Raw genomic sequence first — 23,167 nt, forward strand, 5'->3', positions numbered from 1 at the left:
CCCGGTACGTTAGCGAAATTCTCGCTGCCTGGCCAGAACTATTTCATCCTGGACAGCAAATACTCTAGAGCTGGTTGTAGCGTCTCCCAGTTCGCACGATTATCACTACCAGAAGGAACGGAACCACCGTGAATAGGGTTACTCATGAGTTCGTAGGAGTAAGAAGTTCGCTTATCTGCAGTTTTGGTCAGAACATTTGCGACTCCTTTGGTTGGCGGATGTTCGGATGCCTTTGCATGATCAATCACTCGCTGCATAACTACAGCAAAATCTCCATTTCTCCCAACGCCGTACTTCGTCGCATAGAGGTGTACGATCCGCTCCAAGATTACGCGGTTTAGGTAGTTGCAGCTAAAAAGCGCTTCATCGGGATGAAGCTTCTTTCCCTCGCCAACCAACCGCAGCAACACGTTGTCTTTTACAGTGACTGAAAACGAACTGGGGATAAGCTTAGGTCGTCTGCTCGGATGCGTGGCGCTCTTTGACCCGGCACCTCCCTTTTCTGCTGGCTTAGCGGGGCGGGCAAGAGAAGGATCATACGGAGGTTGATCACGATTAACCGGCGAAACCCCCTCTTGACGAAGAGCTTCAGCATAATCCCTGCGCTCTTCCGACGAAGATCGAGAGTGGACTACCGCCTTAACACCTGCAATTCCCGTATCTTTTGCATCCCTCAAGAAGCGCTGTAACGCAGAATTGAATTCATCGGGACGGGCGTTCGTAGTGCAATCCTCTTTATTCAACAGAGCAAGCGCCGTGCGAACATTTGGTAAATATCGGTGGATTGTGGTGAGCGCAATCAGATTGCGTTCTTCAGGCGTAATTAGCCCCTCTTTGACCGCATAGGTCAGCAACGCCTCAGCTTGCCGGTTCGGATTTTTTGGCCGAGTAGTCCCAGTTTCACCCTCCCGGTTAAACCTAGTCTTCTCATTTGACCCCCACGAAAGGGTGCCTAAACCGCCCTGCGGCCCCTCATGTTTGACCGACATCCAAACACGCGCCTTATGCTTTTCGTGGAACAAGACGGCTGGCACTTCGTCTGGAACTGCCTTTCCAGCATCTGCAATTTTTTGGAATGACTTTCGAGTGGCTTCTGTTGGAGCACGATCAGGGTCACGAAGCAACTGCATTGCGCAGAGACGACGATTACCTTCGCGAATCACAAAATGTCCAGGTAACCTAGGATGTTCAATGATGCCTAAGCGATCTAATGGGTTCTGTCCGTGCTCCGCCAAATGGGTAGCCAACATTAACGTTTCAGACTGAGCCCCAAACAACTCCCTTATCTTTTCTTCATCAGTTTCTGGCTCCCCTCGCGGATTCACAGGGTCGAAATGCAGCAGATTAAATGAAACGACAACATCCTCATGCTCTAGAGCAGGCACCTGTTTCGCTTGAACCATTTCCGCCTCCATTATTTCTGCCACCCTGTTCCATACCTCACCACCTTGGCAAAGAAGAACGGCCACGAGTGTCGACAGCACCTTAACACCAATGGCATTTTCAGCCATTTTCCCAATTTCATCAACTTCAAAACCTGCTATTAACCCAGAACCTGCTGTGTATCCAAGTAATCCGCCCAAGCCTGCATCATCTGCCGACGAGGCTCCAGATAGAGGGCGTGGTTATAGGCAGCCGAAACCTCGTCACGCGCCGAATGAGCGAGCTGCAGCTCGATATGATCATGTGACCAGCCCTGCTCGTGCAGGATCGTGCTGGCCAGGCCGCGAAAGCCGTGGCCGGTCATCCTGCTACGGTAGCCCATGCGATAGAGGGCATAGAGGATCGTGTTATTGCTCATCGAGCCTGAACGTTCACCAGGGAACAGGTATTCCCCATCCCCGGTGATTCTCTTCAGCTCAGCCAACAGCGCCTGCGCCTGAGTCGACAGCGGCACGATGTGCGGCGCCGGCATCTTCATCCGCTCCTTCGGAATTCTCCAGACGTCGCCGTCGATCTCTGACCAGGGCGCCGCGATCAGTTCCGACGTCCGCACAAACGTCAGTGCCATCAGGCGCAGCGCCAGGCGCGTCACAGGCTTCCCTTCGTATGCCTCAATCGCTTTCAGCAGCGCTGGCAGCTCGCGCACACTGACACGCGCCATGTTCGTCGCACGGACCGGCTTGAGCACATCGGACGGCACGATATCGGCGGCAGGATTGCGCTCTGCCAGGTCATTGGCCACCGCGTACCGATAGACCTGGCTGATTTTGTTGAGCTGCTTGTGCGCGAGATCGTGAGCGCCCCGCTGCTCGATCTTCCGGACGCAGGCGACGATCGCCTTCGTGGTGATGGTGCCCATGCCCTGCCCGCCAATTTCCGGAAACACATCCGCCTCGAGGCGACGGATAGCGTAATCCGCATGACGCGGCGACTTCCCGATCTTCCAATGAGCCCACCATTGCCTGGCGACCTTCTCGAAAGCATGGTCGCCCGCCGCCTCAATTTTCTGAGCCTTCCGATCAGCACCGGGATCGATCCCTCCCTGGAGCATCACACGGTACTCATCCCGCTTTCCGCGCGCCGCCTTGAGCGACACTTCGGGATAAGTCCCAAGCGACAAGCGCTTTTCCTTGCCACCGAAAGAATATTTGAACCGCCACCAGCGGCCGCCGGCCGGCGAAACCTCGAGGTAAAGGCCCCTTTCGTCGTGGTGCCGGACGATCTTCTGTCCAGGTTTTATTGCCTTGATGGCAATTTCAGTGAGCGGCATGGCGGGGCAACTTTCCGGATACGAAAAATTGCCCCAAATGTTGCCCCTCGGCCATCTGCGATGTCAAGCGACCACATGCGACAAACTGAGGCAAAGAAAAAGCCGCTAACCCTTACAGGTAGCGGCTTCTGCTTTCGCCTGATACATCATGCGATGTATTGCTGGCGGAGACGGAGGGATTCGAACCCTCGATACACGTTTTAGCGCGTATGCTCCCTTAGCAGGGGAGTGCCTTCGACCTCTCGGCCACGTCTCCGGTTCGTTCAACAACGAGGCGCGGATGATATAGCCTCCGCGCCCGTTGGTCAAACCTTTACTGATCCAGACCGAAAGTGCGGTGCAGCACGCGCACGGCGAGTTCCAGATACTTCTCGTCGATGACGACGGAGATCTTGATTTCCGAGGTCGAAATCATCTGGATGTTGATGCCTTCGTCACCCAGCGCCTTGAACATCTTCGACGCGACGCCCGGGTGCGAGCGCATGCCGACGCCAACCGCCGAAACCTTGCAGATCTTGTTGTCGCCGACGATTTCGCGGGCGCCCAGTTCGGCCTTGACCTTTTCCAGAATGGCCTGGGCCTTGGCGTACTCGCCGCGATTCACCGTGAAGGAGAAATCGGTCGTGCCGTCGTGACCGATGTTCTGGATGATCATGTCGACGTCGATGTTGGCGTCGGCGATCGAGCCGAGGATGCGGTAGGCGATGCCCGGGGTATCCGGAACGCCCAGCATGGTCAGCTTGGCTTCGTCGCGGTTGAAGGCGATGCCGGAAATGATCGGTTGTTCCATGTTCTTGTCTTCCTCAACAGTGATCAGCGTACCCTCCCCTTCGTCCTCGAAGCTGGAAAGAACGCGCAGTTTGACCTTGTACTTGCCGGCGAATTCGACCGAGCGGATCTGCAGCACCTTGGAGCCGAGGCTGGCCATTTCCAGCATTTCCTCGAAGGTGATGGTGTCGAGCTTCTTCGCTTCCGGCACGACGCGCGGGTCGGTCGTATAGACGCCGTCGACGTCGGTGTAGATCTGGCACTCGTCGGCCTTCAGCGCCGCCGCCAGGGCGACGCCGGAGGTATCGGAACCGCCGCGGCCGAGCGTCGTGATGTTGCCGTCGGCATCGACACCCTGGAAACCGGCAACGATGACGACCTTGCCAGCATCGAGATCGCGGCGGATGTTCTCTTCCTCGATCGACAGGATGCGCGCCTTGGTGAAGGTGCTGTCGGTCAGGACCTTGACCTGGCCGCCGGTGTAGCTGCGGGCATCGACACCGATCGCTTTCAGCCCCATGGCGAGCAGGCCGGTGGTGACCTGTTCGCCGGTGCTGACGACGGCGTCGAGTTCGCGGGGATCGGGCTGGGCCTGCATTTCCCGGGCGAGCGCGATCAGCTTGTTGGTTTCACCGCTCATCGCCGAGACGACGACGACGATCTGGTGTCCCTGCGCCTTGAAACGGGCGATGCGCCGGGCGACATTCTTGATGCGCTCCGGGTTGGCGACGGAAGTACCGCCGTATTTCTGAACAATCAACGCCATGGATTCATCCGTAAAAACGTTGCAAAAACGAAAGGGCTGGATTTTAACCCAGCCCGACCGTTTCTAAAAGAAAGCGCCGCTCAGAGATCGGCCAAGGCCCGCAGGTGGGCGCCGACGCTACGCGCCAGCGAGGTCATCACGTAACCGCCCTCAAGCATCGAAACAATGCGCTTGCCGCACATTTCGGCAGCCAGCTTCTTCAGGTGCTCGGTACACCAGGCGAAGTCCTTCTCGACCAGCTTGAGGCCACCCATGTCGTCCTCGTAGTGACCGTCGAAGCCGGCCGAGATGAAGATCATCTGCGGCTGGAACTCCTTCAGGCGCGGCGTCCACACCTGCAGCACGGCGTCGCGGAATTCCTCGCCGCCGCAGCCGGCGGCCAACGGTACGTTGCACATGTTGGCGGCCGGATTGTCGATGCCGGCGTAAGGATAGAAAGGATGCTGGAAGATGCTGCACATCAGCACCTTGTCGTTGCCGGCGAAGCAATCCTCGGTGCCGTTGCCGTGGTGCACGTCGAAGTCGATGATGGCGACGCGCTCCAGTCCATGCACCTTGATCGCGTGCATGGCGGCAACGCCGATGTTGTTGAAGAAGCAGAAACCCATCGGGGTCGTGCGCTCGGCGTGGTGGCCGGGCGGACGGACGGCGCAGAAGGCGTTCTCGCATTCGCCGCCAACCACCAGGTCGACCGCCAGGCAACCGGCGCCGGCGGCACGCAGCGCGGCCTGCCAGGTATGCGGATTCATCGCCGTATCGGGATCGAGATGAACGACGCCCAGTTCGGGCGAGGCGCGCTTGATGCGCTCCAGATGCGAGGCCGGATGGACACGCAGCAGTTGCTCGAAGGTGGCGAGCGGCGCATCGTAATAAACGAAATAGGCGTCGATGCCCTGAGCGATCAGATGATCGTTGATGGCGGTCAGACGCTGCGGGCATTCCGGGTGATGCGTTCCCATGTCGTGCAACTGGCAGTCGCGATGGGTGATGAAGGCAGTTGTTGTCACTTGTTCTCTCTCTGCGGTTTTGCGCCTGGGCAGCGCTCCTCTGTGGCTCATTATCATCTCATTCCGGCGACCGCTTCAAGCATTAGAATGGGCCGTCCCCCGCACACCCCGACGGATTGAACGCATGACCCATACCAAGACATCGAAGGCAGACAATCATCCGCCCGACTTCGCTCCCATCCTCGCCGCGGCCAACCGGATCATCCTCGGCAAACCGCAGGAAATCCGCCTCGCCGTCGCCTGCCTGCTAGCCGGCGGCCACCTGCTGATCGATGACTTGCCCGGCCTCGGCAAGACCACGCTGGCGCATACCCTGGCCGCGCTGTTCGGGCTCGATTTCTCGCGCATCCAGTTCACCGCCGACCTGCTGCCGGCCGACATCACCGGCGTCTCGATCTACGACCGCGGGCAATCGACCTTCCGTTTCGTGCCCGGCCCGGTCTTCGCGCAACTGGTGCTGGCCGACGAGATCAACCGGGCAACGCCGAAAACCCAGAGCGCGCTGCTCGAGGCGATGGAAGAAGGCCAGGTGACGAGCGAGGGCGAAACCCGCCGCCTGCCCCGCCCCTTCTTCGTCATCGCGACACAGAACCCGGCGCACCAGATCGGTACCTTTCCGCTACCGGAGTCGCAGCTCGACCGCTTCCTGATGCGCATCGAACTCGGCTATCCCGGGCGCGACGCAGAGCGCGAACTGCTGCGCAGCGGCGGTCGTCGCCAGGCCGCGGAGAGCCTTGCCCCGTTGCTGGTGGCGGCGCAGTTGCCAGCCCTGCAGGAAGCCGTTGCCGCCGTCCATGCCGCCGACCCGCTGATCGACTACGTGCAGGCGCTGGTCGAGGCCAGCCGGCAGAATCCGGCCTTCCGTCACGGCCTCTCGCCGCGCGCCGGACTGGCGCTGTTGGCGGCAGCCCGCGCCTGGGCCTGGCTGGCCGGCCGCGACATGGTGCTGCCCGATGACGTCCAGGCGGTCTTCCCGGCAGTCGCCCGACATCGCCTGCTGGCGGCGCACGGTGACGGCATGGCCGCCGCCGGCGACATCGCCGCGCTGCTCGCCGGCGTCGCCATTCCCTGAGTGCAATGCGCCCCATCGACCGGCTGCAGGAACTCATATTCGGCAAGCGCAGCGACGGCGAGGCGCCGATCGTCCTCGACCGCCGGCGGATCTTCATCCTGCCCTCGCGCACCGGGCTGCTCTACGCGCTGGCCCTGCTCGTCATGCTGATCGGCGCCATCAACTACAACCTGGCGCTCGGCCACGCGCTGGTCTTCCTGCTCGCCAGTCTCGGCCTGACCGGCATGGTGCACAGTTTCCGCAACCTGCACCACCTGCGCCTGCTGCCGGGCCGGGCCGCGCCGGTGCATGTCGGCGAGACGGCGGAGTTCGAGCTGACGCTCGAGAACGACCGCCCCTATGCGCGCCGCGCCCTGGTCTTTACCGCGGTCGCCGGGCTGCCGGTGAATGCTGCGGTCGACACCAACGGACGGACGACGGTCGCCGTACCGGTGCCGGCGCAACGGCGCGGCTGGCTGGCGCTGCCGCCGGTCCGCCTGGACACCCGCTACCCGCTCGGCCTGTTCACCGCCTGGAGCCAGCTACGGCCGGCGATGCGCTGCCTGGCCTACCCGAGCCCGATCTTCACCCCGTTGCCGGCCAGCCGCCCCTTGCCGAACGGCAGCGCCCGCCATGGCGAGGGCGGCCAGGAAGATTTCGCCGGTTTCCGCGAGCGCCAGCCGGCCGATTCGCTGCGTCATGTCGCCTGGAAGGCGAGCATCCGCCAGGGCGACGAGCGACCGCTGCTGATCAAGGAATTCGCCGGCGGCAGCGACAGCGAGCTGTGTCTCGACTGGGCAGCGACCGACCCTACCCTGCCCGCCGAAACCCGGCTTTCGTTGCTCGCCGGCTGGGTGATCGACGCCGGCCAGCGCCAGCTTGCCTTCGCCCTCGCCCTGCCCGGCGTGGACATTCCCGCCGCCAGCGGCCGCGAGCAGCAACGCCGCTGTCTCGAAGCGCTCGCCCTGTATCCGGCATGAACCAGAAACGCGACGCCAGCCTCAGCCGCGAGCAGCCGCCCTGGCTGTTTGCCGCCGCCATCGCCACGACGGCGCCGCACGCGCTGGCGCAGCCGCTGTGGCTGACGGCTTTCGCCGCCGTCCTCTTCGCCTGGGCCGGCTGGCTGTGGTGGGAAGATCGGCGCCTGCCCGGGCGCTGGGTGCTAATGGTGCTGACCGTTGCCGGCAACCTGGCGATCCTGGCCGAATACCGGACCTTGTTCGGGCGCGAGCCAGGGGTTGCCCTGCTGGTCATGTTCATGGCTCTGAAGCTGCTGGAGGTGCGCCACCGGCGCGATGCCGTGGTCGTCGTCATGCTCGCCTACTTCCTGCTGCTGACGCATTACCTGCACTCACAGGAAATCGCCGTCGGCCTCTGGCTGATCGTCGCCCTGTGGCTGGTCACCGCGGCGCTGACCCGCCTCCATGCCGGCCCCATCGAGCGCCGCGAGAACCTGCGCCTGGCGGCGACGCTGCTCCTCCAGTCGCTACCGATGATGCTTGTCCTCTACCTGCTTTTTCCGCGCATCAGCGGCCCGCTGTGGGGCTTGCCGGAAGACGCCCACACCGGCCGCAGCGGACTGTCCGAGCGCATGAATCCGGGCAGCATCGCCGAACTGGTGACCAGTGGCGAAGTCGCCTTCCGGGTCCGCTTCGACGGCCCCCCGCCAGCCCGCCGCCTGCTCTACTGGCGCGGCCCGGTGCTGGAGGACTTCGACGGCACGACCTGGCAGCGTTCGTCCCGCCGCCTGACCGAGGAAGTGGTGCAGGCCGACGGCCCCGCCATTACCTACGAAAGCACGCTGGAAGCCCACGGCCAGCGCTGGTTGCTGGCCCTCGACGCACCGCTGGCGCTGCCCGAAGGCGCCAGCCGGGACGGGCGGCTGGCGGCGATCGTTGCTCGCCCCATCGACAGCCGCCAGCGCTTCCGCCTGCGCGCCGCCACCGCTTTCCGCTTCAACCTGCAGGAAGCGCCGGCGACGCTGACCGACAACCTCAGACTGCCCACGGCAGGCAATCCCCGCGCCCGCGCCCTCGCCCGCGAGTGGCAGCGCCAGGCGCGCGCCCCGGAGGAACTGGTCGATCTGGCGCTGCGTCACTTCAACCGGGAATCCTTTCACTACACCTTGCGTCCGCCGCTGCTCGGGCGCGACGCCATCGACGACTTCCTGTTCCGCAGCCGGCGCGGCTTCTGCGAGCACTACGCCAGCAGCTTCGTCTTCCTGATGCGCGCCGCCGGCCTGCCGGCGCGCGTCGTCAGCGGCTACCAGGGTGGCGAGTTCAATCCGCTCGACGCTTACCTGGTCGTCCGCCAGTCGGAAGCCCACGCCTGGGCCGAGGTCTGGTTCGCCGGGCGCGGCTGGACGCGGGTCGACCCGACCGCGGCGGTCGCCCCGGAGCGCATCGAGCAAGGTATAGTCAGCGCCCTGCCTGCCGGCGAGCCCCTGCCCGCCTTCCTGCTCAACCGTGCCGACTGGCTGCGCGACCTGCGCCACCGCTGGGAAGCGGTGAATAACGCCTGGAACCAGTACATTCTCGGCTACGACGGCGAACGCCAGCGCCAGTTCCTGTCGCAACTGGGCTTCGTCAACGTTGACTGGCGGCTGCTCGCCACCTTGCTCGGCATTGCCGGCAGTGGCGTGCTGGCCGCCATTCTGCTGCTCAACCTGTGGCACCGGCCGCGCCTCGACGAAGCGCGCCGGCTCTGGCGTCGTGCGCAGCGCCGAATCGGGTTAAACTGCGCGCCTCAGGAAACCCCGCTGGCATTTGCCGAGCGCGTGCGCAGGACCGATCCGGCGCTGGCCCCCGCTGTCGATGCGGTCGTCCGCCATTATCTGCTCGCCCGCTATGCCCGCACCGACCCCGAACACCTGGCGGCGCTGCGCGCCGCCGTCAATCGCCTGCCCCGACGGAGAATCGTTTGATCAAGACCCTGGCCGCCTGCGCCTTCACCGCCCTCACCGCCTTCAGCCAATGCGCGCTCGCCGCGCCCGGCAATATCGCCGAACTGCCGGAAGCCGAAGTCTTCGCCCGCGACCTGGCGCAACGTCACGGTTTCGACCCCGACGAACTGCTCGCCCAGTTCGCCCGGGTCAAGCAGAACGCCAGCGTGCTGTCGTTGATCGCTCCACCGACGCTAGCGACACAGCGTTCGTGGACGCGCTACCGCGCCCGCTTCGTCAATCCGCAGCGCATCGCCGGTGGCGTCGATTTCTGGCAGGAGCACGCGGCAACCCTGGCCCGCGCCCGAGTCATCTACGGTGTCCCGGAAGAGGTGATCGTCGCCATCATCGGCGTCGAAACCGTCTATGGCCGCAACACCGGCGGCTTCAGCGTGCTCGAGGCGCTGGCGACGCTAGCCTTCCAGTACCCGCGGCGAGCCGATTTCTTCCGTACCGAACTTGAGCAGTTCCTGCTGCTCAGCCGCGAGAACAGCCTTGATCCACTGACGGTGCGCGGCTCCTACGCTGGCGCGATCGGCATTCCGCAGTTCATGCCTGGCAGCCAGCGGCGCTTTGCCGTGGATTTCGACCGGGACGGCCGCATCGATCTGGCAAACAGCGTCGACGACGCGATCGGCAGCGTCGCCCGCTTCCTCGAGCAGCATGGCTGGCAGGCCGGCCAGCCGGTCGCCGTAGTGGCCAACCTGCCGGGAACGCCGGACGCCTCGCTGATCGAAGCCGGCATCCGCCCCAGTCTGCGGGCCAGCGATCTGTTCGAGCGCGGCATCCTGGCCGAGGCGCCGGCCGACGCGACGGTGACGCTGGTCGACCTGGTGACGCCGGAGGCGCCGACCGAATACTGGCTGGGTTTCGAGAATTTCTACGTGATCACCCGCTACAACCGCTCCAGCTTCTACGCGATGTCGGTCTTCCAGCTGGCCGAGGCGATCCGTCAGGCGCGCACCGAGATGCAGACCGCGCTCAACCAGGCGCGGTAGGCCGCCTACAGCACCGAGTCGCGTGTCACCTTGCCGCGCCGCATCATGCGGCGCAGGCGCTCGAGGCCTTCCAGCTGGATCTGCCGGACGCGCTCGCGGGTCAGGCCGAGATCGCCGGCAATCGCGTCGAGAGTGGCGATTTCGTTGCCGTTCAGTCCGTAACGGCGCTCGATCACCTGGCGCTGGCGCTCGCTCAGTTCGCTCAGCCAGCTTTCGAGCAGGAGGCCGACCTCGTTCGACTGCAACAGCAATTCCGGATCGGCCGCCCCGCTATCGTCGGTGATGAACTCGGCCATCGTGTGGTTGGGGTCGATGTCGAGCGGCGCGTCGAGCGACGCGATGTGCTCGTTGAGCGACAGGATGCGACGGATGTCGGCGACCGGCCGGTCGAGCAACGCCGCCACCCGCTCGACCGTCGATTCGCGGCCGTCGGCGGACTCCAGGTGGCGCATGGCGCGCAGCACAAGATTGATTTCCTTGACCACATGCACCGGCAGACGGATGGTCCGCGCGTGGTTCATGATGCTGCGTTCGATGCTCTGGCGGATCCACCAGGTCGCGTAGGTCGAAAAACGGAAGCCGCGCTCGGGGTCGAACTTTTCCAGCGCATGGATGAGACCGAGGTTGCCTTCCTCGATCAGGTCGAGAAAGGGAATGCCGCGGTTCAGGTAGTGCTTGGCGATATTCACCACCAAGCGCAGGTTGTGCTCGATCATCTGCTGACGGGCCACGAAATCGCCACCACGCACCAAACGAGCTTTCGCCAGTTCCTGGTCCGGCGTCAGCAGCGGCCTGGCGCCGATTTCGTTGAGGTAGATCTGGGTGACATCCTCGATCAGGCTGCCTTCGACCGATGGCAGATCGCCCAGCGCCAGCAGAAAGCCATCACTTTCCGCGGCGCCGCTCAGCGCCGCTTCGTCTTCGTCATCCTCGTCGTGACTCATCTTTTCGGCAGGAAGGGCGTCGGATCCACCGGCTTGCCCTGCTTGCGGATTTCGAAATGCAGCTTGACGCTGTCAGTCCCGGTATCACCCATTTCGGCAATCTTCTGGCCGCGTTTGACGGCCTGTCCTTCCTTGACCAGGATACGCCGGTTATGGGCGTAGACCGAGAGGATATCGGTACTGTGCTTGACGATCACCAGCCGGCCGTAGCCCGCCAGCGCGTCTCCAACGTAGAGCACCTTGCCGTCGGCCGCTGCCAGCACCGGATCGCCGGATTTGCCGCCGAAATCGATGCCCTTGTTGCTGCTGCCGTTATAGCCCGCCTTGAGCGCCGCAGCGCTCGGCCACACCCATTGTCCCGCCTCGGCTTCCGCTGTGGCTGGCGTTGCCGGGAGCGTCGCTGCGGGAGTCGTGGGCACCGCCGCCGGTGTGCTGGCCGCTACTGTCGTCGGCTGCTTGTTCAAGCGAGCATACGCTTCGTCCGAATAAGGTTCCTTGCCGCCGCGCGGCTCGCTGAGCGCGCCCTTGGCCGGCGTCGCCACCGTTGCGCCTGTCGGCGTCGCATCGAGCGGCCGTGATTCGACGCCAGTGTCGATCCCGATCGGGCTGGCCACCGATGTCGCCTGTGCGTTCGACGAGGTTGCCGCCGCAGCCGCCGGACGCAGCCGCAGAATCTGCCCTTCGCGCAAAGCCGAAGGATTTTCGATGTTGTTCAGCGCGGCCAGTTCGACATGGTCGAGCCCGTTCTCGCGCGCGATGCGATACAGGGTATCGCCACGTTTGACCAAGTATTCCCCGGGGCCGGCGACTCGGCTCTGAGCTGTCGGCGAAGGATTGGCAAGCGGCGCTGGCGCCTGTGAACAGGCGGCGAGAGAAAGGAGGAGTGAAACCAGGAGAAGGGGTTTGATCATTGTATTCCGGATAACAAAGGCACGAACCGGACGGGGTCCAGTCGCGTCTCCGTAAACCCGTTTGGGGTGTGTTCAACAAGGCAAAGATACTGCTCCTGCCCCCCGACAGGCAAGACCATTCGACCACCGGGCGCCAACTGACGGAGCAATTCCGGCGGAATAAGCGGACCGGCGGCGGCGACGATGATGCTGTCGAAAGGCGCCGCTTCCGGCAAACCGAAATTGCCGTCAGCCAGTTTCAGGCGCACATTGAACTGCTGCAGCGTGCGCATGTTGGCCTTGGCCTTCTCCAGCAAAGGACCGATCCGTTCAAGCGCAAAGACATCCTTGCTCAACTGCGCCAGCACCGCCGCCTGGTAGCCGCAACCAGCGCCAACTTCGAGCGTCTTGCCCAAGCCTGGACGACCATTGAGCAACAACTCGATCATCCGCGCAACGATGTAGGGCTGGGAAATCGTCTGCCCCATGCCCAGCGGCAGGGCCGTGTCCTCGTAGGCGCGGGAAGCCAGCGCCTCCTCGACGAAGGCGTGGCGCGGCACCGCCGCCATTGCCGCCAGGACCTTCTCGCTGCGGATACCCTTTTCGCGCAAGCGGTCGATCATCCGCGCACGCGTACGCTGCGAAGTCATGCCGATCCCCTGCAAACCACGAACCGTCATTGCAACCAAGCCCGGATCGTTGGCAACTGACTGACCTGTGTCAGGTCGATCTGCAGCGGCGTGATCGAAACCCGCTTCTGCTCAACCGCGTGAAAATCAGTACCGGGCCCGGCATCGGCGGCGGCACCGGCGGCACCGATCCAGTAAACCGTTTCCTTGCGCGGCGAGGTCATGCGTACGACGGGCTCCGCCTTGTGCCGGCGTCCGAGACGCGTCACCTCCCTGCCCGTCAATTGTTCGTAGGGAATATCCGGCACATTGACATTCAAGAGTACGGGCCCCTCGATCGGATTATCGAGATAATGCTCGACCAGTTCGCGGGCAACTCGACCGGCAGTTGCAAAATTCAATCCGTCAAAACTGGTCATCGACATCGCAATCGCCGGAATGCCGAGTAGATAACCTTCCATGGCGGCGGCAACGGTTCCTGAATAAATCGTGTCGTCGCCCATATTGGCGCCCGAGTTGATTCCGGAAACGATGATATCCGGCAGGTAATCCAGCATTCCGGTTACCGCCAGATGCACGCAGTCGGTCGGTGTACCATTGACGAAATAAAATCCGTTGGCCGCCTGTTTCAGCATCAGCGGCCGATCCAGCGTCAATGAATTACTGGCGCCACTCCGATTCTGCTCGGGCGCGACGACGACGATTTCTCCCAAGCCAGCCAGGGCCTCCGCCAGCGCGGCAAGCCCCGGCGCGAAATAGCCGTCGTCATTACTGAGCAGGATACGCATCAGACCAACAGCGCATCCATGCTGCCGCCTTCAGCCAACCAGGCTTCAACCCATTTCGGCTTGCGCCCGCGGCCAGTCCACTCCTCGCCACTCTGCGGATGACGGTATTTGACCTTGACCTTGCCGCCGCTGGCGACGCGGGTTTTGACTTCCTTGGCGAGCAGTTCTTCGATGGCAAAACCACGGGCTTTCGCAAAAGCGCGAACTTCGTTGAGAACATTCACTTTTTCTGCGGCTTCGCGGCGCTTCAATTCGGCAGGAATTTGCTGCTGAAGATCGCGAAGCTGGATGAGAGTAAGCGTAGACAGATCCATAACAACCTCCTTGACCAAAGAGCTTGCGATTATAAGGCAAATTTCAAAAACAACTATTCAATAACTGAAGCCACGTGGACAAAATCCGGATTCGATATTTACCAGAGAATATGTCCCGCAATTTCCGGCAATAGACTTGTTGGCGCTCCCCATTTCCCGAAGCGCCTGTCAAATAGAATAAAAGCCCGCAGTTAAACCCCAAGACTTCGTGGACGATTCGGGGAAAAAACAAAAAAGCCAATCCGAAGATTGGCTTTTGTTGTTTTTGGTCGGGGCGGCGGGATTCGAACTCGCGACCCCTTGCACCCCATGCAAGTGCGCTACCAGGCTGCGCTACGCCCCGACAAGCTGAGCATTATACCGCAATATCGTTATTTCAAACAGCCAACATATCGATAATTGCCTGCAATTCACCCCGCAGACCGCTCGTCATCTTGCCCGAGGTTTCAGCCTCGACGACTTCGATCTGTTCAAGCGGCGCGCCTTCATCCAGGCGATTACGCGCGCCACTGATAGTAAAGCCTTGATTGTAAAGCAACTCACGAATGCGCCGCACCAGAAGAACCTCGTGATGCTGGTAGTAACGCCGATTGCCCCGTCGCTTGACCGGTTTGAGCTGATTGAATTCCTGTTCCCAATAGCGCAATACGTGCGGTTTGACACCGCAGAGTTCGCTGACCTCACCAATGGTGAAATAGCGTTTGGCTGGTATCGGCGGCAGCTCTTCCTTACCTGACATCTTAGGCGGTAACTCCATCGAAGGCCTCTTCAACATCGGACTTCAGCTTCTGGCTGGCATGGAAGGTAACGACACGCCGCGCGGTGATGGGAATTTCCTCCCCGGTCTTCGGATTGCGTCCGGGGCGCTGCGGCTTGTCGCGCAATTGGAAATTGCCGAAACCGGAAAGCTTGACCCCGTCACCGGTTTCCAGGGCATTGCGGATTTCTTCGAAAAAGGCCTCAACCATGTCTTTGGCCTCGCGCTTGTTGAGACCCACTTTCTCGAAAAGCAGGTCAGCGAGTTCGGCTTTGGTCAGCGTCATGTTATCTATTCTTACTCAGGCTCGCAGCTGGGCAGCGAAATTTCGCTCCAGACTTGCGATCAGTTGCTGCATCGCTGCATCAACGTCCGAATCTTGCAAAGTGCGTTGAGTATCTTGCATAACTATCCGTAACGCAAGACTTTTCTTGTTTTCCGGAACCCCTTTTCCGGCGTAAACATCGAACAACTGGAGGTCGGTTATCAGCCCCGGAAGATCCTGTTTCACCCCGTCGATCAGTGCCTGAAAAGCCAAGCCTCGATCGACGACGATCGCCAGATCGCGAATCACTGCCGGGAACTTGGAAACCTCTGCGTAGGCCGGTACGCAGACCGCCTTAAGAATATCGAATTCGAGTTCGAACAACACCGGCGCTGCAGTCAGTTCGTATTTTTGCACCCACTCCGGATGCAACTCTCCGAGACAACCGACTTCGCGATCATCAAGCAGGATACGAGCAGCGCGGCCGGGATGCAGGGCTGGATGGTCAAGTTTCTCAAAGCGCAGCACGGCCGGCGCCAGCAAGGCTTCGAGGTCGCCCTTGACATCGAAGAAATCGACCTTGCGCCCACCGTTCGCCCAGCCATCTGGCAAGGCACCGCCAAAAGCAAGGCCGGACAGGCGCCAGGGTTGACGATAACCGGCAACCGGTTGCGCGCTGGCGTCACGATGGAAGATACGACCGACTTCGAAGAGACGGACGCGGGTCTGCTTGCGCTTGAGGTTGGTCACCAGATTGGCGACCAAGCCGCCGATCAGCGTCGAGCGCATGACCGCCATCTGGCTGGCAATCGGGTTGGCCAGACGAATCAGATCCGCTTCTTCGGTCTTGCCGGCAAAATCGGCTTCCCAGGCGGATTCGACGAAGGCGAAATTGACCACTTCCTGGTAGCCGCGATCAGCCAGCATCTGGCGGATGCGGTAAGCCGGCCGCTGCGCCTCCGGTTGGCGCAGCATCGCCATGCGGGCGCGCGGCGCCGGCGACGGGATGTTGTCGTAGCCGTACAGGCGAGCGATTTCCTCGATCAGGTCTTCCTCGATTTCCATGTCGAAACGCCAGCTTGGCGGCGTAACGAGGAATTCGTCGCCTTCTTGCGTGAAGTTCAAAGCCAGCCCCTTGAACAGACCGGCGATGCGTTCAGCGCCGAGCGGCAGGCCGAGCACCTTTTCAGCGCGCGCGGTGCGCAAACGGACCGGTTGGCGTGCCGGCAGTTCGGCACTGGCTTCGACAACCGGACCGGCCTGGCCGCCGCAGACATCGAGAATCAGTTGCGTGGCGCGCTCGATGGCGCGACGCGTACCGCCGAAATCGACGCCGCGCTCGAAGCGGTGCGAAGCGTCCGACGCAAAACCGTGGCGGCGGGCACGGCCGGCAATGGCAGCCGGCGCGAAGAAGGCGGATTCGAGGAACAGTTCGCGCGTTTCCAGCGTAATGCCGCTCTCCTCGCCGCCCATGATCCCGGCCATGGCGAGCGGCTTGGCATCGTCGGCAATCATCAAAATATCGGCGTCGACCGCAATGGTCTGCTCGTTGAGCAGAAGCAGCTTTTCTTCCGGCAACGCCAGGCGGGCATGCACCGCACCTTCAAGATGGGCGTTGTCGAAGGCATGCAGCGGCTGGCCCAGTTCGAGCATGACGTAGTTGGTGATGTCGACCAGCGCGGAAATCGAGCGGATACCGCTGCGTTCCAGGCGGCGCTTCATCCATTCCGGCGTCGGCGCCTTGGCATCGACGTCCTTGATGATCCGTCCACAGTAAAGCGGACAAGCGGCCGGCGCGTCGAGCACGACGGCGCGCGTGTCGGCAATGGTGGACGGCACCGCGTCGACCTGCGGCAGCTTCGTTGCAGCGCCGGTGATGGCACCGACTTCGCGCGCGACGCCGAGCAAGGACAAACAATCGGCGCGGTTCGGGGTGAGCTTGATCTCGAAAACCTGGTCGTCGAGATCGAGGTATTCGCGAATCGACTGACCGACCGGCGCATCGGCGGGCAGCACGAGCAGACCGGAGGCGTCTTCGGCAATACCGAGTTCCTTCGCCGAGCAGAGCATGCCCGAGGATTCGATGCCGCGCACCTTGGCCACCTTGATCTTGAAATCGCCGGGCAGTTCGGCGCCAGGCAGCGCGCACGGCACTTTCAGACCGGCGACGACGTTGGGGGCGCCACAGACGATCTGCACCGGCGTGCCGGTACCGCTCATTTGCCCAATATCAACCTGGCAGACATTGAGACGATCGGCATCGGGATGCTTGACGACTTCAAGCACCCGGGCGACGACCACTTGATTGAAGGCGGGCGCGACCGGCGACTGGTCCTCGACTTCGAGGCCGGCCATGGTCAGCAGATGGGAAAGCTCGTCGCTCGACAGGGCCGGATCGACGAAGGTACGCAACCAGGATTCGGAGAATTTCATGGACGTGTTCCGAAAAAGGGGATCAGGCGAACTGGCGCAGGAAGCGCAGATCGCCTTCGAAGAACAGGCGCAGGTCATTGACGCCGTAGCGCAGCATGGTCAGGCGGTCCGGCCCCATGCCAAAGGCGAAGCCGGTATATTTTTCCGGATCGATGCCGGCATGACGCAGGACGTTCGGATGGACCATGCCGCAACCGGCGATTTCCAGCCAGCGGCCCTTCAACGCACCACTCATGAACGCAACGTCGATTTCCGCAGACGGTTCGGTAAACGGGAAGAAAGACGGGCGGAAACGCACGGTCAGATCATCGGTCTCGAAGAAACTCCGGAGGAAATCGGCGATCACGCCCTTGAGGTCGGCGAAGGAGACATTCTCGCCGACCCACAGGCCTTCGACCTGGTGGAACATCGGCGAGTGCGTCGCATCGGAATCGACACGGTAGACGCGGCCCGGCGCAATGATGCGGATTTCGGGCATTTTCTCCAGTTGACCGTAACGGGCGACATGCGCCTGCATGTAACGCGCCTGGACAGGACTGGTATGCGTGCGCAGCAGCACCTTGTCGGCCAGCGAGCCGTCCGGGTTCTGCAGATAGAAGGTATCGTGCATCGAACGCGCCGGGTGATCCTCGGGCGTGTTCAACGCGGTGAAGTTGAAGAAATCCTCTTCGATTTCCGGGCCGTCGGCGACTTCGAAGCCGATCGAGGCAAACAGCGATTCGATGCGCTCCAAGGTGCGCGTTACCGGATGCAGCCCGCCGCGCGCTTCGCTGCGGCCGGGTAAGGTGACGTCCAGTGCCTCCTCGGCCAGACGGGCGGCCAGCGCCGCCTTGCGGATGGCTTCACGGCGTTCGTTGAGCGCTGACTCGACCGCCGTCTTGGCAACGTTGATCGCGGCACCGGCAGTCTTCTTGACCTCGGGCGGCAACTTGCCCAATTCCTTCAGAAGCTCGGTGATCTGCCCGCTCTTGCCTAGGAAACGGGCCTTGACCTGCTCCAGCGCATCCGGGTCGGAAATGGCGGCGAAGGCAGCCTTCGCTTCGCTAACGATCTGTTTGAGATTGTCCATGGACTTCTACCAACGATTACACCGTGAGGAAACAAAAAAGGAGGCTTGCGCCTCCTTTTTTTTCAAGAGCTTAAGCTCAGGCGCCGAGCTTGGCCTTGGCTTGCGCAGCCAGGGCCGCAAAAGCCGGCTGATCGAAGACGGCCAGATCGGCCAGGACCTTGCGGTCGACTTCGATGTTGGCCTTCTTCAGACCGTTCATGAAGGTGCTGTACTTCATGCCCAGCTCACGAGCGGCGGCATTGATACGGGCGATCCACAGGGAACGGAACTGACGCTTGCGCTGACGACGGTCGCGGTACTGGTACTGACCGGCCTTCATCACCGCCTGCTTGGCGATGCGATAGACGTTCTTGCGACGACCGCGATAGCCCTTGGCCTGGGCCAGGACCTTCTTGTGACGGGCGCGGGCGGTTACACCACGTTTGACTCGGGACATGTGCTATCTCCTTACGCGTAGGGCATCATGGCGCGAACGGAGGCGACGTCACGCTCGTTCACTGCTGCGGCACCGCGGAGGTGACGCTTAACCTTGGTGGTCTTCTTGGTCAGGATGTGACGCTTGAAGGCTTGGCCACGCTTGATGGAACCACCAGCGCGGACCGAGAAACGCTTCTTGGCGCTGCTCTTGGTCTTCATCTTGGGCATTTTGATGCTCCTTAATGTCATGCCGTCAGGTGGTTCCCGGCGGGAACGCTTGTACTACCCGAAAGCACTAATAACTGCTATTTACTGCACTTACTTCTTCTTGGCCGGCCCGATGATCATGATCATCTGGCGCCCTTCCATCTTCGGCATCTGTTCGACTGCACCAATCGCGTCGAGATCCACCTTGATCCGTTCCAGCTGGCGCATGCCGAATTCCTGGTGCGCCATTTCGCGGCCCCGGAAGCGCAGGGTCACCTTGACCTTGTCGCCTTCTTCCAGGAAACGCGTCATGTTCCTGAGCTTGATCTGGTAATCGTTTTCGTCGGTACCCGGGCGCAGTTTGATTTCCTTGACCTGCACCTGTTTCTGCTTCAGCTTGGCTTCGTGTGCGCGCTTCTGTTCCTGGTACTTGAACTTGCCGTAATCCATGATGCGACAGACCGGCGGTTTCGCCGTCGGTGCGATCTCGACCAGATCGACACCGGCCTCTTCGGCCATCTGTAGCGCGGAACGGATGCTGACGATCCCTAGCTGTTCACCTTCCAAACCTTGGAGACGAATCTCCGGCACCGTAATCTCATCGTTTAAACGATGGGCCTTGTTCTGAGCGATGGTAAAACCCCCGAAATATCAATAATTAGGCCGTGCCACTACGCGCCGCGACTTCCCCTTGGAGTCGCTCGATCAGTGCCTCGACAGTCATCTGTCCGAGATCCTGACCGCCGCGTGTACGCACGGCCACCAGCCCAGCTTCCTTTTCCTTGTCGCCAACAACAAGCTGATAAGGCAGCCGGTTCAAGCTATGTTCGCGTATTTTATAGGTAATTTTCTCGTTGCGCAAATCCGCCTCGGCCCGGAAACCCGCCCGGTGCAGCTTTTGCGCAACATCGGCGGCATAATCCGCCTGCTTTTCCGAGATATTCAGCACCACCGCCTGCACCGGCGCCAGCCACAAGGGCAGCGCACCGGCGAAGTTCTCGATCAGGATGCCGATGAAGCGCTCCAGCGAACCGAGAATCGCCCGGTGCAGCATGACCGGCACCTTGCGTTCATCGTTGCCGGCCACATACTCGGCGCCAAGCCGGCCCGGCATCGAGAAATCGACCTGCATGGTGCCGCACTGCCAGGAGCGGCCGATCGCATCCTTGATGTGAAATTCGATCTTCGGTCCGTAGAAGGCACCCTCGCCCGGCAATTCGGTCCATTCCAGACCGGAAGCACGCAAGCCCTGACGTAGCGCATCCTCGGCCTTGTCCCAGACTTCGTCGGAACCGACCCGCCCTTCCGGACGCAGCGCCAGCTTGACGGCGACGTCGTTGAAGCCGAAATCGGCATAAACCTTCTTGACCAGCGCGTTGAACGCCGTCACTTCGGACTCGATCTGGTCTTCGGTACAGAAGATGTGACCGTCGTCCTGGACGAAGCCGCGCACCCGCATCAGGCCGTGCAGCGCACCGGTCGGCTCGTTGCGGTGGCAGGAGCCGAACTCGCCGTAACGCAGCGGCAGTTCGCGATAGGAACGCAGGTCGGAATTGAACACCTGGATATGGCCCGGACAGTTCATCGGCTTGACCGCGTAATCGCGATTTTCCGACGAGGTCGTAAACATGTTGTCCTTGTAGTGATCCCAGTGCCCAGACTTCTCCCACAGCGAGCGATCGAGAATCTGCGGGCAGCGGACTTCCTGGTAGCCGTTGTCGCGGTAAACCTTGCGCATGTATCCCTCGACTTCCTGCCACACCGACCAACCCTTGGGGTGCCAGAAAACCAGGCCCGGCGCCTCATCCTGCATGTGGAACAGGTCGAACTGCTTGCCCAGACGACGGTGGTCGCGCTTCTCCGCTTCTTCCAGCATGTGCAGGTAAGCGTCAAGGTCTTCCTTCTTCGCCCAGGCGGTGCCGTAGATGCGCTGCAGTTGTTCGTTGCGATGATCGCCACGCCAGTAGGCGCCGGCCACCTTCATCAACTTGAACACCTTGAGCTTGCCGGTCGACGGCACGTGCGGACCGCGGCAGAGGTCGACGAAATCGCCTTCGCGGTAAAGCGAAACCTGCTGATCGGCGGGAATCGCGGCAATCAGTTCGGCCTTGTATTTTTCACCCTGACCGAGGAAGAAATTCACCGCGTCGTCACGATTCCAGACTTCGCGCGAGACCGGAATATCCCTCTTGGCCAGCTCGGCCATGCGTTTTTCGATGGCAACCAGATCCTCCGGCGTAAACGGGCGCTTGTAAGCGAAGTCGTAATAGAAGCCGTTTTCGACGACCGGGCCGATGGTCACCTGGGCTTCCGGGAACAATTCCTTGACCGCGTAGGCCAGGAGGTGCGCCGTCGAGTGGCGGATCAGTTCCAGGCCATCGGCGTCACGATCGGTGACGATGGCCAGATCGATATTTTCTTCAATCAGGTACGAGGTATCGACCAGCTTGCCATTGACCTTGCCGGCCAGCGCCGCACGCGCCAGACCGGCGCCGATGCTGGCTGCCACCTCGGCGATGGTGACCGGCTGCTCGAAGGAACGGATGGAACCATCGGGAAGTTTGATATCGGGCATGACAGGATTCTCTGGACGAAAAAAAAGTGCGGGCTGAGCCGCACTTTTTTTGGATGAACGAAAGCCGACTCGATTAGAGTTTCTGAACTGCAGTGCAAGTTCGGAAAGTGATCAAAACGACTCCGTCAGGAATTTGGTAGGCGGTATTGGAATCGAACCAACGACCTCCACGATGTCAACGTGGCGCTCTAACCAACTGAGCTAACCGCCTGAAGAAGCGCGCATTATAGACACCGCACAGGATAAGTCAACATTTCGCCACGATTATTTTGATCCGCAGTAACATGCGCGGGTCAGCGACTCTTGCCAAGGCCATGAACACCGGCTGGATTGTTTTCGGACTCTGCGTACTGACCTTGATCGGCGCCACACTACCCTTGCTTCACGAGCGCCGGCGCTCTCTGCGCGAAGACGCCGGGAAGCACAACCCAAAGAATGATGGAACACCGCATGGAATCCCGGATCACCGAACTGGAAATCAAGATCAGCTTCAATGAAGACCAGATCGAGGAATTGAACAAGATCATCTATCAGCAGCAACGCCAGATCGAGTTGCTCGCCGCCGAGTTACGCAATCTGCGCGACCAGGTGAATAGCGCACGCCCCCAGGAAGGACGTAGCCTGCGCGACGAAATTCCGCCGCATTACTGAAATGGCAACAGCGCTCGTTGCTTACCACGCCGACTGCCTGGACGGTTTCGGCGCCGCCTGGAGTGCATGGCGCGCACTTGGCGATGCGGCACTCTACCGCCCGCTGCACCACGGGGAACACCTTGCCGGCGAAGAGATTGCCGGGCGCGACGTATACATCCTCGATTTCTCGTTCGCCCCCGCCGAACTGGAGGCGATGACCGAACTGGCTCACTCGGTTACCCAGATCGATCATCACGCCACCGCCCACGGCGACTGGTGCGGGCGTTTGCAAGACAGCGGGGACGGCCGCGAAATCTATTGCGACCCGCAACGTTCGCTGACCGTGATTTTCGCCCTCGACCGCGCCGGCGCCATGCTTGCCTGGGCGCAGTTTCATCACACCACCCCGCCTTTGCTGCTCCAGCACGTCGAGGATCTCGATCTGTGGCGCTTTGCCCTGCCCGGCACCCGAAACTTTTGCCGGGCGCTGCGCCTGCAGCCGTTCTGTTTCACGATCTGGGAGCGCCTGGCCGAGGAACTCGCATCGCCAGAAGCCCCCGCCTATCTTGCTTTCGTTGAACGCGGCGCGGCGGTCGAACAGTTCCATCAGAACGAAGTCGCCCGTCTTGCCGCCCCAACACTGAGCATGCCCGCCCGCTTGCGCGGCGAACCGATCGATGCCGTACAGGCTCGCCGGCACGGCTTGCCGATCATCAGCGACGAACACGGAGACTGGCAAGCCATCGAAGGTCTCGCGGTCAATGCCGGCGCTCTCTTCGCCTCCGAACTGGGGCATCGACTGGCCGAGCGCAGCGGCAGCTTCGGCCTGACCTGGCAATTGGTGGCGGACGGCCAGGTGAAAGTCTCGCTACGTTCGCAGACGCCGTTCAATGTCGGCGACATCGCCCGCCGCTACGGAGGCGGCGGACACCCGCAAGCGGCCGGATTCCGCCTGCCAGCGGCACAGTTCTTTGCCGAAATACTCGGCCTGCCCCGGTAAGA

General features: G+C 61.6%; 23 protein-coding genes and 3 tRNA genes. 6 read left to right on the forward strand and 20 right to left on the reverse strand.

Annotated elements, in window-relative coordinates; translation table 11 throughout:
* Positions 1 to 38: 38 nt before the first annotated feature.
* From ACLIIZ_RS03725 to ACLIIZ_RS03745, 5 genes are all read right to left on the reverse strand, one after another.
* The gene (locus tag ACLIIZ_RS03725; RefSeq protein ID WP_416690859.1) at positions 39 to 1,511 is read right to left on the reverse strand and encodes a ParB N-terminal domain-containing protein; all 1,473 of its coding nucleotides are present in this window, start codon (positions 1,509 to 1,511) and stop codon (positions 39 to 41) included.
* 32 nt (positions 1,512 to 1,543) lie between these two features.
* Positions 1,544 to 2,713, reverse strand: coding sequence for a tyrosine-type recombinase/integrase (locus tag ACLIIZ_RS03730; protein ID WP_416690860.1), 1,170 nt, complete (start codon positions 2,711 to 2,713; stop codon positions 1,544 to 1,546).
* Positions 2,714 to 2,875: 162 nt separating this feature from the next.
* Positions 2,876 to 2,969 (reverse strand) — tRNA-Ser (locus ACLIIZ_RS03735).
* 57 nt (positions 2,970 to 3,026) lie between these two features.
* Positions 3,027 to 4,247, reverse strand: coding sequence for an aspartate kinase (locus ACLIIZ_RS03740; protein WP_416690861.1), 1,221 nt, complete (start codon positions 4,245 to 4,247; stop codon positions 3,027 to 3,029).
* 80 nt (positions 4,248 to 4,327) lie between these two features.
* Entirely contained in the window at positions 4,328 to 5,254 is a 927-nt protein-coding gene (locus ACLIIZ_RS03745; protein ID WP_416690862.1) for a histone deacetylase family protein, read from the reverse strand.
* Positions 5,255 to 5,378: 124 nt separating this feature from the next.
* Here ACLIIZ_RS03745 and ACLIIZ_RS03750 point away from each other — a divergent pair, with 124 nt between their 5' ends.
* Genes ACLIIZ_RS03750 through mltB form a run of 4 tightly spaced genes read left to right on the forward strand, consistent with a single transcriptional unit; the run spans position 5,379 to position 10,244 of the window.
* Positions 5,379 to 6,326, forward strand: a complete 948-nt coding sequence (locus ACLIIZ_RS03750; protein ID WP_416690863.1) for an AAA family ATPase — start codon at positions 5,379 to 5,381, stop codon at positions 6,324 to 6,326.
* A gap of 5 nt (positions 6,327 to 6,331) precedes the next feature.
* Positions 6,332 to 7,285, forward strand: a complete 954-nt coding sequence (locus ACLIIZ_RS03755; RefSeq protein ID WP_416690864.1) for a DUF58 domain-containing protein — start codon at positions 6,332 to 6,334, stop codon at positions 7,283 to 7,285.
* Entirely contained in the window at positions 7,282 to 9,228 is a 1,947-nt protein-coding gene (locus ACLIIZ_RS03760) for a transglutaminase TgpA family protein (protein ID WP_416690865.1), read from the forward strand. The genes ACLIIZ_RS03755 and ACLIIZ_RS03760 overlap by 4 nt, the downstream gene beginning before the upstream one ends.
* On the forward strand, positions 9,228 to 10,244 hold the full coding sequence (gene mltB / locus ACLIIZ_RS03765; RefSeq protein ID WP_416691091.1) for a lytic murein transglycosylase B: 1,017 nt from the start codon (positions 9,228 to 9,230) through the stop codon (positions 10,242 to 10,244). Before ACLIIZ_RS03760 ends, mltB begins: the two co-directional genes overlap by 1 nt.
* A gap of 5 nt (positions 10,245 to 10,249) precedes the next feature.
* On the opposite strand, the gene rpoS is transcribed toward mltB, so the two are convergent.
* From rpoS to ACLIIZ_RS03840, 15 genes are all read right to left on the reverse strand, one after another.
* Positions 10,250 to 11,188 carry an RNA polymerase sigma factor RpoS gene (gene rpoS / locus ACLIIZ_RS03770; RefSeq protein ID WP_416690866.1) on the reverse strand — a complete coding sequence of 313 codons (939 nt, stop codon included), beginning with the start codon at positions 11,186 to 11,188 and terminating at the stop codon, positions 10,250 to 10,252.
* Entirely contained in the window at positions 11,185 to 11,976 is a 792-nt protein-coding gene (locus tag ACLIIZ_RS03775; RefSeq protein ID WP_416690867.1) for a peptidoglycan DD-metalloendopeptidase family protein, read from the reverse strand. Before ACLIIZ_RS03775 ends, rpoS begins: the two co-directional genes overlap by 4 nt.
* Positions 11,977 to 12,095: 119 nt before the next feature.
* Complete coding sequence (locus ACLIIZ_RS03780) at positions 12,096 to 12,758, reverse strand: protein-L-isoaspartate(D-aspartate) O-methyltransferase (RefSeq protein ID WP_416691092.1); 663 nt, start codon at positions 12,756 to 12,758, stop codon at positions 12,096 to 12,098.
* Positions 12,755 to 13,495, reverse strand: coding sequence for a 5'/3'-nucleotidase SurE (gene surE, locus ACLIIZ_RS03785; protein WP_416690868.1), 741 nt, complete (start codon positions 13,493 to 13,495; stop codon positions 12,755 to 12,757). The genes ACLIIZ_RS03780 and surE overlap by 4 nt, the downstream gene beginning before the upstream one ends.
* On the reverse strand, positions 13,495 to 13,809 hold the full coding sequence (locus ACLIIZ_RS03790) for an H-NS histone family protein (RefSeq protein ID WP_416690869.1): 315 nt from the start codon (positions 13,807 to 13,809) through the stop codon (positions 13,495 to 13,497). Before ACLIIZ_RS03790 ends, surE begins: the two co-directional genes overlap by 1 nt.
* A gap of 266 nt (positions 13,810 to 14,075) precedes the next feature.
* Positions 14,076 to 14,152: transfer RNA gene (locus ACLIIZ_RS03795), tRNA-Pro, on the reverse strand.
* A gap of 33 nt (positions 14,153 to 14,185) precedes the next feature.
* Positions 14,186 to 14,566, reverse strand: a complete 381-nt coding sequence (locus tag ACLIIZ_RS03800) for a MerR family transcriptional regulator (protein WP_416690870.1) — start codon at positions 14,564 to 14,566, stop codon at positions 14,186 to 14,188.
* On the reverse strand, positions 14,550 to 14,852 hold the full coding sequence (locus ACLIIZ_RS03805; RefSeq protein ID WP_416690871.1) for an integration host factor subunit alpha: 303 nt from the start codon (positions 14,850 to 14,852) through the stop codon (positions 14,550 to 14,552). The genes ACLIIZ_RS03800 and ACLIIZ_RS03805 overlap by 17 nt, the downstream gene beginning before the upstream one ends.
* Before the next feature lie 15 nt (positions 14,853 to 14,867).
* Positions 14,868 to 17,264, reverse strand: a complete 2,397-nt coding sequence (gene pheT / locus ACLIIZ_RS03810) for a phenylalanine--tRNA ligase subunit beta (RefSeq protein ID WP_416690872.1) — start codon at positions 17,262 to 17,264, stop codon at positions 14,868 to 14,870.
* A gap of 22 nt (positions 17,265 to 17,286) precedes the next feature.
* Positions 17,287 to 18,333 (reverse strand): phenylalanine--tRNA ligase subunit alpha, encoded by a 1,047-nt coding sequence (gene pheS, locus ACLIIZ_RS03815; protein WP_416690873.1) that lies wholly within the window; start codon positions 18,331 to 18,333, stop codon positions 17,287 to 17,289.
* 76 nt (positions 18,334 to 18,409) lie between these two features.
* Positions 18,410 to 18,769, reverse strand: coding sequence for a 50S ribosomal protein L20 (rplT, locus tag ACLIIZ_RS03820; RefSeq protein WP_121459511.1), 360 nt, complete (start codon positions 18,767 to 18,769; stop codon positions 18,410 to 18,412).
* Positions 18,770 to 18,780: 11 nt separating this feature from the next.
* Positions 18,781 to 18,978: a 50S ribosomal protein L35 gene (gene rpmI, locus ACLIIZ_RS03825; protein ID WP_028995804.1), complete on the reverse strand. Its 198-nt coding sequence runs from the start codon at positions 18,976 to 18,978 to the stop codon at positions 18,781 to 18,783.
* A 90-nt stretch (positions 18,979 to 19,068) separates the two neighbouring features.
* Positions 19,069 to 19,590, reverse strand: coding sequence for a translation initiation factor IF-3 (gene infC, locus ACLIIZ_RS03830; RefSeq protein WP_416691093.1), 522 nt, complete (start codon positions 19,588 to 19,590; stop codon positions 19,069 to 19,071).
* 25 nt (positions 19,591 to 19,615) lie between these two features.
* Entirely contained in the window at positions 19,616 to 21,532 is a 1,917-nt protein-coding gene (gene thrS, locus ACLIIZ_RS03835) for a threonine--tRNA ligase (RefSeq protein WP_416690874.1), read from the reverse strand.
* A gap of 134 nt (positions 21,533 to 21,666) precedes the next feature.
* Positions 21,667 to 21,743, reverse strand: a tRNA-Val gene (locus ACLIIZ_RS03840).
* 239 nt (positions 21,744 to 21,982) lie between these two features.
* On the opposite strand from ACLIIZ_RS03840, the gene ACLIIZ_RS03845 reads away from it, so the two are divergent.
* Entirely contained in the window at positions 21,983 to 22,183 is a 201-nt protein-coding gene (locus ACLIIZ_RS03845) for a SlyX family protein (protein ID WP_416690875.1), read from the forward strand.
* Position 22,184: 1 nt separating this feature from the next.
* On the forward strand, positions 22,185 to 23,165 hold the full coding sequence (locus ACLIIZ_RS03850; RefSeq protein WP_416690876.1) for a DHHA1 domain-containing protein: 981 nt from the start codon (positions 22,185 to 22,187) through the stop codon (positions 23,163 to 23,165).
* Positions 23,166 to 23,167: the final 2 nt, after the last annotated feature.

The sequence above is a fragment of the Azonexus caeni genome, assembly GCF_048146105.1.
In the GTDB taxonomy this organism is placed as follows: domain Bacteria; phylum Pseudomonadota; class Gammaproteobacteria; order Burkholderiales; family Rhodocyclaceae; genus Azonexus; species Azonexus aromaticus_B.